The organism is Haloarchaeobius sp. HME9146, assembly GCF_025399835.1.
GTDB lineage: Archaea > Halobacteriota > Halobacteria > Halobacteriales > Natrialbaceae > Haloarchaeobius.
Genome location: NZ_JAODVR010000001.1, coordinates 1,543,537 through 1,559,759, shown reverse-complemented (window position 1 = coordinate 1,559,759; position 16,223 = coordinate 1,543,537). Strand labels below are relative to the sequence as shown.

13 protein-coding genes are annotated in these 16,223 nt (G+C 66.7%); 11 read left to right on the top strand and 2 right to left on the bottom strand.

Annotated features, from left to right (window positions below; genetic code table 11):
* Positions 1 to 97 precede the first annotated feature (97 nt).
* Both N6C22_RS07965 and gltB read left to right on the top strand, forming a co-directional pair.
* A complete protein-coding gene (locus N6C22_RS07965; protein ID WP_261650569.1) occupies positions 98 to 1,237 on the top strand; it encodes a HAMP domain-containing sensor histidine kinase in 1,140 nt (379 codons plus the stop codon).
* A gap of 151 nt (positions 1,238 to 1,388) precedes the next feature.
* On the top strand, positions 1,389 to 5,906 hold the full coding sequence (gltB, locus tag N6C22_RS07960) for a glutamate synthase large subunit (protein WP_261650568.1): 4,518 nt from the start codon (positions 1,389 to 1,391) through the stop codon (positions 5,904 to 5,906).
* Between the two features lie 32 nt (positions 5,907 to 5,938).
* Here the strand turns inward: gltB and N6C22_RS07955 are convergent, their stop codons facing one another.
* Positions 5,939 to 6,736 carry a TrmB family transcriptional regulator gene (locus tag N6C22_RS07955; RefSeq protein WP_261650567.1) on the bottom strand — a complete coding sequence of 266 codons (798 nt, stop codon included), beginning with the start codon at positions 6,734 to 6,736 and terminating at the stop codon, positions 5,939 to 5,941.
* A gap of 298 nt (positions 6,737 to 7,034) precedes the next feature.
* Here N6C22_RS07955 and N6C22_RS07950 point away from each other — a divergent pair, with 298 nt between their 5' ends.
* The 8 genes from N6C22_RS07950 (at position 7,035) to N6C22_RS07915 (ending at position 13,121) form a co-directional block, all read left to right on the top strand.
* The gene (locus tag N6C22_RS07950) at positions 7,035 to 7,814 is read left to right on the top strand and encodes a TrmB family transcriptional regulator (RefSeq protein ID WP_261650566.1); all 780 of its coding nucleotides are present in this window, start codon (positions 7,035 to 7,037) and stop codon (positions 7,812 to 7,814) included.
* 159 nt (positions 7,815 to 7,973) lie between these two features.
* Entirely contained in the window at positions 7,974 to 8,156 is a 183-nt protein-coding gene (locus N6C22_RS07945) for a hypothetical protein (RefSeq protein ID WP_261650565.1), read from the top strand.
* 135 nt (positions 8,157 to 8,291) lie between these two features.
* Positions 8,292 to 9,281 carry an NAD-dependent epimerase/dehydratase family protein gene (locus N6C22_RS07940; protein ID WP_261650564.1) on the top strand — a complete coding sequence of 330 codons (990 nt, stop codon included), beginning with the start codon at positions 8,292 to 8,294 and terminating at the stop codon, positions 9,279 to 9,281.
* 62 nt (positions 9,282 to 9,343) lie between these two features.
* Entirely contained in the window at positions 9,344 to 9,556 is a 213-nt protein-coding gene (locus N6C22_RS07935; RefSeq protein ID WP_261650563.1) for a hypothetical protein, read from the top strand.
* Positions 9,557 to 9,617: 61 nt separating this feature from the next.
* Positions 9,618 to 10,481: an ABC transporter permease gene (locus N6C22_RS07930; RefSeq protein ID WP_261650562.1), complete on the top strand. Its 864-nt coding sequence runs from the start codon at positions 9,618 to 9,620 to the stop codon at positions 10,479 to 10,481.
* Position 10,482: 1 nt separating this feature from the next.
* Entirely contained in the window at positions 10,483 to 11,538 is a 1,056-nt protein-coding gene (locus tag N6C22_RS07925) for an ABC transporter ATP-binding protein (protein WP_261650561.1), read from the top strand.
* Positions 11,539 to 11,588: 50 nt separating this feature from the next.
* Positions 11,589 to 12,647: an NAD(P)-dependent glycerol-1-phosphate dehydrogenase gene (locus tag N6C22_RS07920; protein WP_261650560.1), complete on the top strand. Its 1,059-nt coding sequence runs from the start codon at positions 11,589 to 11,591 to the stop codon at positions 12,645 to 12,647.
* 48 nt (positions 12,648 to 12,695) lie between these two features.
* Positions 12,696 to 13,121: a hypothetical protein gene (locus N6C22_RS07915; protein ID WP_261650559.1), complete on the top strand. Its 426-nt coding sequence runs from the start codon at positions 12,696 to 12,698 to the stop codon at positions 13,119 to 13,121.
* A 46-nt stretch (positions 13,122 to 13,167) separates the two neighbouring features.
* On the opposite strand, the gene N6C22_RS07910 is transcribed toward N6C22_RS07915, so the two are convergent.
* Positions 13,168 to 14,970, bottom strand: coding sequence for a S9 family peptidase (locus N6C22_RS07910; protein ID WP_261650557.1), 1,803 nt, complete (start codon positions 14,968 to 14,970; stop codon positions 13,168 to 13,170).
* Positions 14,971 to 15,145: 175 nt separating this feature from the next.
* Between N6C22_RS07910 and N6C22_RS07905 the strand changes: the two genes are divergently transcribed.
* Positions 15,146 to 16,216, top strand: a complete 1,071-nt coding sequence (locus N6C22_RS07905; protein WP_261650556.1) for a glycosyltransferase — start codon at positions 15,146 to 15,148, stop codon at positions 16,214 to 16,216.
* The last annotated feature ends 7 nt before the right edge of the window (positions 16,217 to 16,223 follow it).

Sequence of the window (16,223 nt, the reverse complement as noted above, 5' to 3'; positions counted from 1 at the left end):
TCGTTTCTTTTTCGACGCGACAGGCGGGTAACAAGAGCAAAGTACGAGCACGTTCCAGTATCTGGCGACCGGGTCCACGGACGGGACTCGACGAACGATGAGTGACAGCAACGAACCGGCGACGGCGGTGCGAGACGTCCCGCTCGACACCGAAGACGAAGCGCTCGACGAACTCCACGCGGCGACGCGACGGCTGCTCAGGGCCGAGGGGACGGAGGCCATCCTGACGGTCGCCGGCGAGGCAGCGAACGACGTACTCGGGTTCCCGGGGTCGGGCGTGCGGGCGTACGACCCCGAGTCGGAGACGCTCCGGCACGTCGCGCTGGGGGGCCGGGTCGGCGGCATCGAGAGCCGCCCCTCGTACGACGTCGCGGATTCGCCACACGGTCGGGCGTTCCAGTGTGGCGAGACCGTCGTCGAGGACATCCCGGACGACGACCGGTTCGACCGTGACTCCTTCGTCCAGACGATGTACGTCCCTCTCGGCGACCACGGGCTCCTGAGCGTCGGGAAGACCGACGGCGGGTTCACCGAGCGGGAGGTCGCCCTGGCGGAGATTCTGGCGGGGAACACGACCGCGGTGCTCGACCGCGCCGACCAGCGCCAGCAGCTCGAGACGGAGCGCGAGCGCCTCGACGAGTTCGCGTCGGTGGTCGCCCACGACCTGAAGAACCCGCTGGGCGCGGTCCGCGGGTTCCTCGACCTCATCGAAGACACCGGCCAGACGACCTACGTCGCCGACGCTCGGAACGGTCTCGACCGGATGGAGCGTCTTATCGACGAACTGCTCTCGCTCGCCCGCGACGGACGGACGGTCGACGACCTGACGGCGGTCGGGCTCGCCGACGTGGCCCAGGACGCCTGGGAGACCGCGGAGACGGCCTCGCTGTCGCTCCACGTCGGGGACGATGTCGACGTGCAGGCGGACGACGCACGGCTCGAACGCCTGCTGGAGAACCTCTTCGCGAACGCAGCGACCCACGCCGACGGGGCGACCACGGTCACCGTCGGTACCCTGTCGAACGGGTTCTACGTCGAAGACGACGGTGCAGGCATCCCCCCTGCAGAACAGGCCGCCGTGTTCGAGACGGGCTACACGACCGTCCCTCGTGGGACCGGGTTCGGACTCGCCATCGTCGAGCGCATCGCGGACGCCCACGGCTGGTCGGCCCGGGTGACCGCCGGCGAGACAGGTGGGGCGCGTTTCGAGTTCACCGGCGTAGACCGTGCTTGCTGAGTCGAATTCCGGTGTAATCACCACTGTGTCGGCGATTTCTCTCGGTTCTGCAAGTCACTCAACTATACACCTTAAATCCACTAATATGTGTTATTAATACCCTTAGTCATTGAGGAGTAGCCTCTTATACGAGTGCGTGGCAGCAGTACACATGACTCAGCCACACCGGGCAGCCCCTGCCACCGAGGGCCTGGCCGACCCCACCGATGAACGCTCGAACTGCGGTGTCGGGGTAGTCATGAACCTCGACGGCGCGACCGACCACGACGTGGTCGCCGATGGACTCCAGCTCCTGCACAACCTCGAACACCGCGGCACGACCGGTGCAGAACCGAACACCGGCGACGGCGCGGGTATCTTGCTCCAGCTTCCCGACGATTTCTTCGCCGAGACGCTCCCGGTCGACCTGCCCGACGAATACGCGGTCGGGTCCTTCTTCTTCCCGCAAGATTCGGCGGCTCGCGAGTCGTTCCAGTCGCTCGTCGAATCCCAGCTCGCCGACCGCGGCGTCGACGTGCTCCACTGGCGCGACGTGCCGACCGACAACGACGGCCTCGGCCAGACCGCACTCGACTCCGAACCGGACGTCTGGCAGGCCTTCGTCGAGCCGACCGACACCGACAGCTCGGAGCGGGCGTTCGACCGAGCGCTCTACGAAGCCCGACGCGAGATAGAGACGACCGTCGACGACGGCGACTACGACGGTGCCGACCGCTTCTACATCTGCTCCCTCGACCGCAAGACGGTCGTCTACAAGGGCCTGCTCACGGGTGAACAGGTCCCATCCTACTACCCCGACCTGCGCGACGAGCGCGTCACCTCGACGTTCGTGATGGTCCACGAGCGCTTCTCGACCAACACGCTCGGCGCGTGGCACCTCGCCCATCCCTACCGCGGCATCATCCACAACGGCGAGTTCAACACCATCCAGGGCAACGTGAACTGGATGCGTGCCCGCGAGACGGACCTCGAATCCGACGACCTCGACCTCGACGCGGTCACGCCCATCATCCAGGACCCGGACCAGTCCGACACCGCGAGCGTCGACAACGCCCTCGAACTGCTCACCCAGAACCGCGACCTGCCCCACGCGCTCCGGATGCTCGTGCCCGAGGCGTGGCGCGGCAACGACGACATGGACGAGGCTCGCAAGGAGTTCTACGACTTCCACGCCTCCCTCGTCGAACCGTGGGACGGGCCCGCGCTCGTCGCGGCGACCGATGGCGAACGCGTCGGTGCCGTCCTCGACCGCAACGGGCTGCGCCCGTGCCGGTACGACGTGACCACCGACGACCGACTCATCATGGCCAGCGAGGCCGGCGCACTCGAGATCGACGAGGCGGACATCGAAGAGCGCGGCCGGCTCCAGCCGGGCCAGCTCTTCCTCGCCGACCCGAACGAGGGCCGCGTCGTCCCCGACGCCGAGGTCTTCGACGACCTCACCGACGAGAAGTACGGCGAGTGGCTCGCCAACGAACAGGTGCAACTGGAAGACGAGGCCGACGACGACCCGCGACCGGGCGAGTTCGACGGGAACCTGCGCTCGCGACAGGCCGTCTTCGGCTACACCCACGACGAACTCCAGCACATGATAGAGCCGATGACGAAGAAGGGCAAGGACCCCGTCGGCTCGATGGGTGACGACACGCCCCTCTCCGTGCTCTCGGACTACAACCGCCCGCTGTTCTCGTACTTCAAGCAGCTGTTCGCGCAGGTGACGAACCCGCCGCTGGACTACATCCGCGAGGAACTCGTCACCTCCCTCGAGACCCGGATGGGCTACCAGCGCAACATGCTCGACGAGTCGCCGGAGCACGCCCGGCAACTCGTGGCCGATTCGCCCGTCCTCACCGACGCCGAAACCGACGCGGTCAAGGGCCTCTCGACGAACGGCCTCTCGACCGAGGTCGTCGACACGACGTTCGACGTCGAGAGCGACCTCGAATCCGCCGTCGAACGCGTCCGGGCGGACGCCGAGGCGGCCATCCGCGACGGCGCGGACGTCGTCGTCCTCTCGGACAAGAACATCGGCGCCGACCGGCTGCCGGTCCCGGCCCTGCTCGCGATGGGCGCGGTGCATCACCACCTCGTCCGCAACGGACTGCGCAACCACGCCGGCATCGTGGTGGAATCGGGCGACCCGCGCACCGTCCACCACGTCGCGACCCTCGTCGGCTACGGGGCCGACGCGGTCAACCCCTACCTCGCGTTCCAGACCATCGCGGACATCACCGCGGGCGCTGACGGCGCAGAGCTCGAGGCCGCGGTCGACGCGTACATCAACGCGGTCGAGAGCGGCCTGCTGAAGACGATGGCCAAGATGGGCATCTCGACGGTGGAGAGCTACCAGGGGGCCCAGATCTTCGAGGCCGTCGGGCTGAACTCCGACTTCGTCGCCGAGTACTTCGAGGGCACCGAGAACCGCACCGAGGGCATCGGCATCACCGACATCGAGTCCGACCTGCGCGACCGCCACGAGGTCGCCTACGGCGAGGACCCCCAGCTCGACCGCTCCGGCGAGTTCGAGCACCGCTCGGACGGTATCCGCCACGGCTGGAACCCCGAGACGGTCGGGACGCTCCAGCAGTCCGTTCGCTCGGGCGACTACGAGCGTTACCAGGACTTCGCCGAGCTCGTCAACGACCAGAACGAGGAGCTCCAGTCGCTGCGCGGCCTGCTGGAGTTCGACTCCGACCGCGACCCGATTCCTGTCGAAGAGGTCGAACCCATCAGCGACATCGTCGAGCGCTTCTCGACGGCCGCGATGAGTCTCGGCAGCCTCTCCCCCGAGGCCCACGAGAACAACTCCATCGCGATGAACCGCATCGGTGGCAAGAGCAACTCCGGTGAGGGTGGCGAACCCCCGGAGCGCTTCGGCACCGAGAAGGAGTGCAACGTCAAGCAGGTTGCCTCCGGCCGCTTCGGCGTCACCTCGACCTACCTCGCGAACGCGGACGAACTCCAGATCAAGATGGCCCAGGGCTCGAAGCCCGGCGAAGGTGGCCACCTGCCCGGCGAGAAGGTCAACGAGATGATCGCCCACGTGCGCAAGTCGACGCCCGGCGTCGGCCTCATCTCGCCGCCGCCGCTGCACGACATCTACTCCATCGAGGACCTCAAGCAGCTCATCTTCGACCTGAAGGCCTCCAGCCCGGACGCCGACATCAACGTCAAGCTGGTCTCCGAGGCCGGCATCGGCACCATCGCGGCCGGCGTCGCGAAGGCCAACGCCGACGTGGTCCACATCTCCGGACACGACGGCGGGACGGGCGCGTCGCCGCGTACGTCCATCAAGAGCGCGGGACTGCCCTGGGAACTCGGTCTCACCGAGGCCGTCCAGATGCTCCGCCAGACCAACCTGCGCGACCGCATCCGCGTCTCGGTCGACGGGGGCATGAAGACCGGCCGTGACGTGGCCGTCGCCGCCCTCCTGGGTGGCGAGGAGTACATCTTCGGTACCTCGTCGCTCGTCACCGGCGGCTGCGTGATGGCCCGCCAGTGCCACAAGAACACCTGTCCGGTCGGCGTCGCGACCCAGCGCGAGGACCTGCGCCAGCGCTTCCCCGGCCAGCCCGAACACGTCATCAACTACATGACGTTCATGGCCCAGGAGCTGCGCGAGATAATGGCCGAACTCGGCTTCGAGACCGTCGAGGAGATGATCGGCCGGGTCGACTGCCTGACCCAGCGCGAGACCGACCACGAGAAGGCCCGTCACCTCGACCTCTCGGCCGTCCTGGCCGACGTCGGCGAGGGCCCGCGCACCAAGGTCCGCGAACAGGACCACGAACTCGACGGCCACCTCGACTACGACCTCCTCGAGGAGGCCGAGCCGGCCATCGAACGCGAGGAGCCGGTCGGCATCGCCGCCGAGGTCACCAACACCGACCGCACCGTCGGCGCGATGCTGAGCAACGCCATCTCCACCGAGTACGGCGAGCGCGGCCTCCCGGACAACACGGTCAACGTCTCGCTGCGCGGGACCGCCGGCCAGTCCTTCGGCGCGTTCCTCGCCCCCGGTGTCGCGCTCCACCTCAACGGCAGCGCGAACGACCACGTCGGCAAGGGCCTCTCCGGCGGCCGGATCGCCGTCGAGACCCCCATGGACGCCGGGTACGACCCGACCACGAACGTCGCGGTCGGCAACGTCGCGCTCTACGGCGCGACCGACGGCGAGTGCTACGTCAACGGCGTCGCTGGCGAACGCTTCGCGGTCCGGAACTCCGGTGCGACGGCGGTCGTCGAAGGTGTCGGCGACCACGGCTGTGAGTACATGACCGGCGGCGTCGTCGCGGTGCTGGGCGACACGGGCAAGAACTTCGCGGCCGGCATGTCCGGCGGTATCGCCTACGTGCTGGACGAAGAGGGCGACTTCGAGGAGCGCGTCAACACCGGCATGGTCCACGTCGACCACCAGCTCGACGAGCGCGACCGCGCGATGCTCAAGCGCCTCGTCGAGAACCACCGCGCCTACGTCGACTCCGGGCGCGCCGAGGAACTGCTGGAGAACTGGGAGGAGACGCTCGACGCCTTCGTGAAGGTCATGCCCGATGCCTACGAGCGCGTGCTGACCGAGGAGGACGCCGAGGACGTGCGCGAGAACCTGCCAGACAGCGCGACCGTCGTGAGCGAGTCCGCCGCGGCCGGGTTCGCCTCCAGCGACGACTGACCGGTCCGGGTCGCTCCCTTATCGTCACCGACTCACTTTTTGTCGCCCAGCCCCGCGCGTAACAGCCGACGGGCGATCACGACCAGTCCGTTGCCGACGCCTTCCGCCCATACCGCCGACTCTACTGCTGGACTCCTGTGCGGTCCGAGCGAACTCACCAACAGCACGTTCCCGTCGGCGAGGAGGAACCGGCCGACCTGCGTCTTGTCGTCGCCCTGCACAGTGAGCCAGTCCAATCCGGACGCGAACACTGTCGCACCCGGGAGAGACTGCTCGATGCGCTTGCGGCTCTTGTCGTCGAGGACACCGATTGTCACGTCCATGTCTCGCTCGACCGCGTCGCGGAGGCTCTCGAACAGGTCCGGCGTGAGGAGGCTGTCGTCACCGAACAGGAGGACGAGCTCTGAATCGGCGTTATCGAACACCCGGAGCATCCGACTGGTCACCGCTTCGCTACCGGACAAGCTCCATACTTCTTCGGACGGCTGGTCCGACGGGCGCTGGTCGCGCTCTATCTGTTTGAGGGCGTCGTCCAGATCCGTGAAGCGCGCCTCGTACTGACGTCGGAGGATAGCGACCGCTTCTTCGATGGAGACCGCCCTGAACTTCTGTGGGGTCGTGTGCTGCGTCTCGACCAGTCCCTTCGACTCGAGTACCCGCATCGCGTCGTACACGCGTGGCCGTGGAATCCCACTCTGGTCGCTGACAGACCGAGCAGTACCCTCCGGTGCCCCAGTCAGCGTGACGAACGCCTTCGATTCGTACTCCTTGAGGCCGACCTGCTGTAACAACTCGACTGCCCGTTCCCCGTTCCCCTCCTCGTCGCTCATCGCGAATCAGCCCTGCGGACGACCGGGGCGACGTGGCAAGGAGGGGGATGGACGGACCGTTCGAAAGCCACCGTCTCCACTGTTTCCATGCTACTAGATTCGGGACGAGCGGATTTAGGTCTTCATCTTTGTGACGACGATAGTTACGACAGTCTGTTTCGATGGACGATAGCTGTAACTCGAATAATCACAAAACACTATTACCCGTCGGAAGCCCATCTAAAGCAAGGAGCCAGTTGATGTCATCTTTAGTTGGTGTCGAACTAGTCCGCCGCGCAGGTTGGCAGGCATTCGACGAATGAACGAGACGAGCGAGGACCGAGACAGTATTCCGACCGAGTCGATGAACGAGGCAGTCACGCTGCTCAACAAGCTCGGGCTCACGAAGTACGCTGCACGAACCTTCCTGACCCTCTACCGGCTCAGTGGTGGGACGGCGCGAGAGGTCAGTGACTCGTCGTCGGTCCCACGGACGAAAGTGTATGACGCGGTGGAAGAGCTCCAGGACTTCGGCCTGGTCGAGGTTCGCCGGAAGAATCCCCAGGAGTTCTACCCGACGTCGAAGGAGACCACGCGACAGCGGTTCCAGCAGGAGTACGAACGAGCCATCACGGAACTCTTCGAGATCCTCGCCAGCTTCCCACCGCTCGATGGGACCCAGAAGGTAGACGGCGTCTGGGTCACCACGGGCACGAACGCGGTCCACAGCCGTGCGGTCAAGCTAATCGACGAAGCGACCGAGAGCGTCGTCTTCGTCGCTGTCGACGGCGACATCGCCGCAACGATTCGACGGTCGCTTCGAGCGGCGACTCGGCGTGGAGTGGACGTCACCATCGGTGGGGTCGACGACCCGCTGGAAGGCGATTTCGAGGGAATCTCTGTGATTCCGTCCACGGGTATCTGGGCCGGGTCGCTCATCGAGTCGCTCCTCATGGTCGACGAGTCCGCTGTACTCGTCACCTCCCCGGACGAGGGAAACCTCTCTGGACTCTGGGGCGAGGGGACGCGAAACGTCCTCGTGTCGACGTATCTGCCGGTACTCAAGTCGTGGCGGTCGGGGAACAGGTCTTCCGAGTGAGCTCTCCCGGGTGAACGGTCTCGGCGCACAGGCCAGACAGTGGGGTGGACATTCTCTAACGGGACGATAGCCGCCGGTTATTTCTGTAACTCGGGAAGTCACAACACACCTTTATCGTGTGCTACCCTACCTCAAGGCACACGACGTAGAGTGTACAAAATGACGGACAGTGATACAACCGGTCCCGAACAGCAGTTTCACGAGGAATTGGTAGCCCTCGTACGGCGGGCCAACGACAGCGGGGTAGCACTCGAAGGCGGCTGGGAAGTCGAAGGAGCGAACGGTGAGGCCGGTTGGGACGTCGAGATCGTCGAGCTCTCTGACCGGCTCCGGCAGGAGTAATCCGTTCGACCCTGGTCACGACGCTCGAACAACCTGTGACTGTCCAGTGACAACGAGGGCTTCGACACAGCGCCCTCGGCTCGACTGTCGACCACAACCACCACGGTTTTTCACGCTGCTCCCTTCGCCCCGAGCATGGACACAGCGATGGTCATCGGCGGGACCCGCTTCATCGGCCGCCACACCGTCTCGGAACTCCTCGAACACGACTACGAGGTCACCATCTTCAACCGCGGCAACCACGAGAACCCCTTCGCGGACGACGACCGCGTGACCCACGTCGAGGGCGACCGCACCGACGACGGCGACCTCGCGTCGGCCGCCCATGCAGTCGACCCGGACGTCGTCATCGATTGCGTGGCATACAAGCCCCGTGAGGTGCGCATGGCCTGTCGGGTCTTCTCGGACGCCGACGCCTACGTCTACATCTCCTCGGGCGACGCCTACGGGCGAGAGGAGATTCCAAAGCGCGAGGGCGTCACCCCGATGCGCGAGTGTACTGACGAGCAGGCGAAAGACGACTCCGACGAGACGTACGGGAACCGTAAGGCCGAGGGCGACCGCGCGGTGTTCGCCGCCGCCGAGGACGGCGTCAACGCGATGTCCGTCCGTCCTTGCATCGTCTACGGCCCGCACGACTACTCCGAGCGCCTCGACTTCTGGATTTCGCGGGTGAACGAGTACGACCGAATCGTCATCCCGGGCGACGGCACGAACGTCTGGCACCGTGCCTACGTCGAGGACGTGGCCGCAGCACTGCGCATCGTCGCCGAGGAGGGCGAGGCGGGCGAGGTGTACAACGTCGGCGACCAGCGGCTCGTGACGCTGGAGGAGATGGTCGACCTCGTGGCGGACTGTCTCGATACGAGTGTGGAGGTCGTCCACGCTTCCGAGCGCGAGTTGTCCATCGGCGACCTCTCGGGCGAGGACTACATCCTGTATCGCGACTACCCGCACGTGCTCGATACGAACAAACTCGCCTCCCTCGGCTGGGAGTCGACCCCCCTCGAAGACGCGATGCAGCGTGCCGTCGACGACCACCTGGATTCCGACCGCGATGGCAGCGAGCACGACCCCGGCCGCGAGAACGAAGAGCGCGTGCTGGGCGTGCTGGACACGCTGTGACGGCACTGACACCTCACCACGCCGGCGACAGTGGCTATACCGGCACAGTGCCAATCACTCGCATGGCGCTCGAGCAACCTGACCCACCCACCGGCCCGGACGAGAATCCCACCTTCCGCGTGGCGGACGACGACGCCGGCCACGTCGTCGAGTACGGGCCGGACGACTACGTCGACTACGAGTACTCCGACGACGGGAACTGGCTGGTCCTCACGGTCGAGACCGAGGACGGTCTGCTCGCCGAGAAGCGGTTCTTCATCGGCTACCCCGCCTGAGCCGAATCGGCAGATAGATTTATTCAGCGCGAAAGATGTAGTGTAGTAACAACCTCCCACGATGGCCACGGAGACAGACACCTCGCGCCGGCACACCGACGCTGAGTCGGTCCCGTGGCCCCAGCAGGTTCGAAGTTTCGCCGTCCGGTCGACCCGGACAATCGTCCGGGACCGGTCCGCGCTGTTCTGGGCGTTCGTCTGGCCCGCATTCTGGTACGTCATGACGAGTCTAACGTTCATCTCCGCACCCGCAGACGCGTCGAACCCGGCCCAGGAACTGGGGTACGCGAAGGCAGGGACCGCCATCTCCATCGGCGTCTTCGGCGCGATGTCGGTCTCGCTCATCGTCCTCGGGACCCGCCTCTCGGCGGACCGAACCGAGCGACGCTACCGGATGCTCCGGACGCTCCCGGTGTCGCCGTCGGCCGACCTGACCGGCCGCTTCCTCGCGACGTTCGCGTTCTCGATTGCGTCCTTCTGCACCATCGTCGCCATCAGTCTGGTCGATGGCGCGCTCTACCCGGTCGCAGGGCCGCTCGCGGTTCCGGTCGTCCTTGGCTGTCTGCTCGGCGTCTGCCTCACGAGCGCCGGCGTGAGCGTCGTCCTCGCCGAGGTCGTCCGGCGGCGCGAGTACGTCGTCGCGGTGGGCACCGTCGGACTCCTCGTCTGGTTCTTCTTCAGCGGCTTCAACGGCGGCGTGCCGTCGTTGCTCCCCGAGCAGGCCCGGCACCTGCTGAACATCGTGCCGAACACGGTCGGGACGCGGACCATCACGTCCCACCTCATCGGCACCCCACTCCCGTCCGACCCGCAACCGCCTGGCGCGGCGGTGGCCCTCGCGACCGTGCTGGGCTGGGGCGGACTCGGCTACGGGCTCGGCGTGGCTGTCGCCACCCGGTCCATCTACGACAGGGGTGGTCGCTGAGATGTGGGTCGTCGACGCCTCGGACGTGACGGTCCGCCTCGGCGGCGAACCGGTCCTCGATGGAATCGACCTCGGCGTCGAGGAAGCCAAGATATCCGTGGTCATGGGCCCGAACGGGGTCGGCAAGACCGTGCTGTTGTCCTGTCTCGCCGGGAGTCTCCGCCCCGACGAGGGTGGTGCGAGTCTGTTCGGCCACGCGCCCCGGGACGTGCGCCACCGGTTCCGGTTCATGCTGGACGACGGCCTGAGCGACCCGGCACTGACCGGTCGCGAGAACCTCGCGTTCCACGCCGACCTCCACCCGCGCTGGACCGACCGGTGGCGCGACTTCGCCGAGACGCTCGACATCGCGGACGCGCTCGACCGGCCCGTCCACGAGTACTCGAAGGGGATGCGAAAGAAGCTCGACCTGCTCATCACGCTGTCGGCCGACGTCCAGTTGTACCTGCTCGACGAGCCGACGGCCGAACTCGACCTCGCCGCCGTCGACCGGTTGCACACGATACTCCGGGAGCTACGGGCCGAGGGGCGGACCGTGGTGCTGACCAGTCACCGCCCAGTCGACGCGTCGGCCGCCGACGACCTCGCCTTCCTCCGGGACGGTGGCGTCGTCGCCCGCGCGAGCCCGACCGAACTCCTCGACGACGTGCCGCCCGTGGTCCGCGTCGAGGGTGGCCTCAGCGAGGTGTTCGACCTGCTCCAGGCCGACGGACAGGTCGACGAACTCCGGGACCTGGTCCGGGACGGCAAACTACTGGAGGCGGGCGCGGAGCGCCGTGGGTTCCTGGCCGAGGGCGTGGCCCCCGCGACCGTCGAGCAGTTGCTGCCAGCCGCGTCGCTGGCCACGGCGACGGTCGAACAGCCCCGCGTCTCGGACCTGTTCAACTACTACGTCCACTTCCCGGACGCGGCGGTGTCGACCGAGACGGGGGCGGATGACCGATACCACGAGGACCTCGAACTGCAGTTCGACGACCCCGCGGACGACCCGGCCCGCAAGCAGGGCGACGAGGAGGGGTACGAGGAGGACCTCGACCTGAAAGAGTCAGTCGACTGAGCCCGGCGCAGACGAAAAAGAGTTTCCTGTCCCCCCGATGACTGTCACGTATGTTCACCAAATCCACCTGGATCCGGCTGCCACGGAACGTCGTGGTGGGCCACGGCGTCCTCGACCAGACGGTCGAGGCCGTCGAGGAGCTCCACTTGCACGGGCGACCGCTCATCGTCACGAGCCCGACGCCCCGCAAGATAGCGGGTGAGGCCATCATCGAGCAGTTCGCCGAGCGCGGGCTGGACGCCGAAACCGTCGTCGTCGACACGGCGAGTTTCGAGGCGGTCGAGCGCGTCATCGAGGCTGCTGAGGAGATAGACGCCGGATTCCTGCTCGGCGTCGGCGGCGGCAAGGCCATCGACATCGCGAAGATGGCCGCCGACCACATCGGCCGTGGCTTCGTCTCGGTTCCGACCGCGGCGAGCCACGACGGTATCGTCTCCGGGCGCGGGTCGGTCCCCGAAGGCGACACCCGGCACTCGGTCGCCGCGGACCCGCCGCTGGCGGTCATCGCGGACACCGAACTCCTCGCCGAGGCCCCCTGGGAGCTGACGACCGCGGGCTGTGCCGACATCATCTCGAACTACACCGCCGTGATGGACTGGCGACTCGCGAACCGACTGAAGAACGTGGAGTACTCCGAGTACGCGGCCGCGCTCTCGGAGATGACCGCGGAGATCCTGGTCGACAACGCCGACCTCGTCAAACCCGGCCTCGAGGAGTCCGCCTGGGTCGTCACGAAGGCGCTCGTCTCCTCCGGCGTCGCGATGTCCATCGCCGGCTCCTCGCGCCCCGCATCGGGAGCAGAACACCTGTTCTCCCACCAGCTCGACCGCATCGCGCCCGACCCGGCCCTCCACGGCCACCAGGTCGGCGTCGGCTCCATCATGACCGCGTACCTGCACGAGGGCGACCGCGGCATCTGGACGGACATCCGCGACGCGCTCCGCAGCATCGACGCGCCGACGACCGCCCGCGAACTCGGCATCGACGCCGACACGGTCATCGAGGCGCTCACCACCTGCCACACCATCCGCGACCGCTACACCATCCTGGGCGACGGGATGAACGAGCGCGCCGCCCGCGAGGTCGCCACGAAGACGGGCGTCATCTGAGCCGCCCGGCCAGACGACTTTTGTACGAACCGTTTCATCGTTCAATCTATGCCCGCAGCGACCGGTGACGAGCCCGAGTCCGCCAAGACCACGGGTTCAGGAGACGACGACGGACATCCACTCGGTCTCGACCACGACGAGGACGCGGAAGAGGCCTACGACGAGCGCCTCGTCAGAGGCTGGAAGCTCGTGGCCGTCGGCATCATCACTGCGCCGGCGAGCTTCGCCTACCTGCAGGGAGCAGGTCCCACTGTCAGCGCGTTCGCTCTCCTGCTCGTCGCGCCGCTCAGCCTCGGCCCCATCTACGTCGGGAGCGCGATGATACAGTTCCCCGAACAGACCGTCGGCCGGTTCGATACGTGGTCGAAACACGACGACAGCGTCAAGTCGCCGGCCGGTGGCGCGATGCGGGGAGTCTTGTTCGCCAGCGTCGGGCTCGCCGTGGGCCTGTACGGGATTACGGTGTTCCTCTGACGCGGTCCCGAACTGGAGACAGAGACGGAGACGGACTCCCGCCGACTCAGACGTGTTCGTCGAGGAACTCCGCGACCGCGGAGTACGCCTCGATCTTGTTCTCCAGCTTCGAGAGCCCGTGGCCTTCGTCCTCGAAGATGAGTTCGCGGACGGGGACGCCCTGCCCGCGGGCTTCCTCGACGATCTGGTGGGCCTCGCTCACCGGCACCCGCGGGTCGTTCTCGCCGTGGATGACGAACAGCGGGGCCTGGATGGCCTCGATGTTGTTGGTGGGTGAGATGGACTCGAGGAACTCGCGGTCGTCTTCCAGCGAGCCGTACTCGGCCTCACGGAGCTTCCGCCGCCACTCGCCGGTGTTCTCGAGGAACGTGACGAAGTTGGCGATGCCGACCACGTCGACACCCGCAGCCCACAGGTCCGGGTACTCGGTCAGACAGGCGAGCACCATGAACCCGCCGTAGGAGCCGCCCATGGCGACGAGCCGGTCGTCGTCGACCGCCGGGTGGGCGTGGAGCCAGTCCACACAGGCCTCGATATCTTTGACAGAATCCATCCGCTTTCGCACGTCGTCGAGGTGGCTGTACGCCTTTCCGTACCCGGAGGACCCGCGGACGTTCGGCTCGAAGTAGCCGTAGCCGCGGTTCAGGAAGTACTGCTTGACCGGGTTGAACGACGGGCGGCGCTGTGATTCGGGGCCACCGTGGATGGAGACGATGACCGGTACCTCGCCCTCGTCGTAGCCGTCGGGGAGGGTGAGGAACCCGGGAACCTCCAGGTCGTCGAAGCTCTCGACGTGGACCAGTTCGGGCTCGCGGAACGTCTCCTCGGGGATGCCCGCCGTGGCCGCGTAGGTCCAGCGCTCGGTTTCTCCAGTTTCGGTCTTGACGACGTAGACGTTCGTGTTGACCGCGGCCCCGGTGGCGGTGATGGCGAATCGCTCCGCGTCCGGTCCCCAGGAGACCCCGCCTGCGATACCCCCTGGGAGGTCTGGGGATGGGTAGGTCTCGTAGCTGGTCGGCCCGGTGAACTTCCCGACCGTTATCTGGGTGAACCCGTCGACGTTGCGCGAGTAGACGAACCGACTGGTGTCCTGGTCGAGCGCGATGCCGTCGACGTTCCAGCCGTCACCCTCGACGACGGTCTCCAGTTCGAGCGTGTCGAGGTCGAGCCGGGCGAGGTACAGCGTGTCCGAGTCCTCGTCCGTGCTGACGTACAGTGCGTCTCCGTCGGGTGCCCACGTCGCGCTGTAGAACCGGACGTTCCCCTCGTGGGGCGTGACGTGGCGCATGTCGCCCGAGTCGATGTCGAGGACGTAGAGGTCCTGGTCGAAGTTCGAGTACGCCTGCGAGACGATGAGTCGCGAGTCGTCCGGGCTCCAGCCGCTGACCGTGAGCCAGCCGTCGCCCTCGTGGACCAGCGTCGCCTCGTTCCCGCGCTCGTCCCGACCCTGGACGTACACGTCGAAGACACTCTCGTCCCGGCGGTTCGACGTGAACGCGAAGCGCTCCCCGTCGTGGCTCCAGCCGCCCCAGCGGTGCTTCGCGTCGGGGTGTTCGGTCAGGTTCACCTCCTCGCGACCGTCACCCGAGAGCCGGTAGAACTGCTGGCGCTCGTTGCCACCCTTGTCCATCCCGAAGACGAGTTCGTCGCGCTCGGGCGACCACGAGGCGAAGGTGACGCGCTCGTCGTAAAAGGTCCGCTGGTCCGGCCACCCGCCGGGTTCGTCGATGGTCCAGACCTGCGAGACGCCGGTCGTGTCCATCAGGAAGGAGAGTCGCTCGCCGTCCGGCGAGAAAGACGCGCTGCCGGCGCTCCGGATATGGAGATACCGCTCGATGTCGTACGACATACAGTATCATGGGACGCCACGCCGTTAAGCGGTTGTGGTGGCGGGGGATTTCGTGTGTGGTTCCGCACTGCCTGGTGAAGGCTACGACGCCATCCACTACCGCATCCACGCCCGATTCGAATCACGCGGAAAGGGGGATTTTTAATACGCTATACAGTGCCTCTCGAAACGAGCAATGCGTATCGCCTTCGTCTCGCTTGAAACTGCCCTCCACTGCGACTACGAGGCGATAGACCGCCTCACGCGAACCGCGGAACTCCTCGCGGCGCGCGGGCACGACGTGACCTGGTTCTGTGCGAAGTGGTGGACCGGGGAGAAATCCGAGTGGGAGCACGAAGGCGTCTGCTACCGGGGGCTCGTCGACGACCTGGCCGATGCCCGGAAGTTCCGCTACAGCCTGGCCGTCGCGCTGCCGAAGTTCTCTCCCGACGTCGTCCACGTCGGGGCCATCCCGCCGGGGCAGGTTTCGGCCGCGAGCAAGGGCGCACGGGTCGCCCGCGCACCGGTCATCACCGACTGGTACGGCGACGCGGCGAACGTCAGCCGCAGCCACCGCAAGGCGCTGAAGCGATCGGACGCAGTCGTCGTCCCGTCCCGGCTCGTACAGACACGCGTCTGGGAGCACGGTGTCGCCGAGGACGCGGTCGAGGTCATCCCGAACAGCGTCGACATGGACTACATCGAGTCGGTCGACCCGGTCAACGCCGGCGACATCGTCTACTCCCGCCGGCTGGACGAAGGAGCGAACCTGGAATCCGTCCTGCTGGCGCTCGCGGAACTCCGGCAGGTCGACTGGTCCGCCGTGGTGGTCGGGGACGGCCCGGAGCGTGAGAACTACCAGCGACAGGCGCGCGACCTCCGCATCGACGACCGCATCACCTGGCTGGGCGAATGCGACCGCGAGCAGCGGGTCGCGGTTTACAAGGGCGCACACGTCTTCGCCCAGACCGCCCACGAGTGCCTGTTCGCGACCGAACTCCTGTGGGCGCTGGCCTCGGGCTGTATCGGTATCGTGGAGTACCACGCCGACTCCTCGGCACACGAGCTGGTCGAACTGCGCCAGATGGACGCCGAACGAGGCTTCCGGACGACCAGTGAGTCCGAACTCGCGGACGCGATCCGCGAGGCTGCCGACATGGAGCACAAGGTCGTCGACGAGAGTTTCGCCGAGTTCGACCACCGGCCGGTGCTGGAACGGTACCTCGACTGCTACCGCGAGGAGATGGAGTCCGCCGGTCTATTCTGAGCGGCCA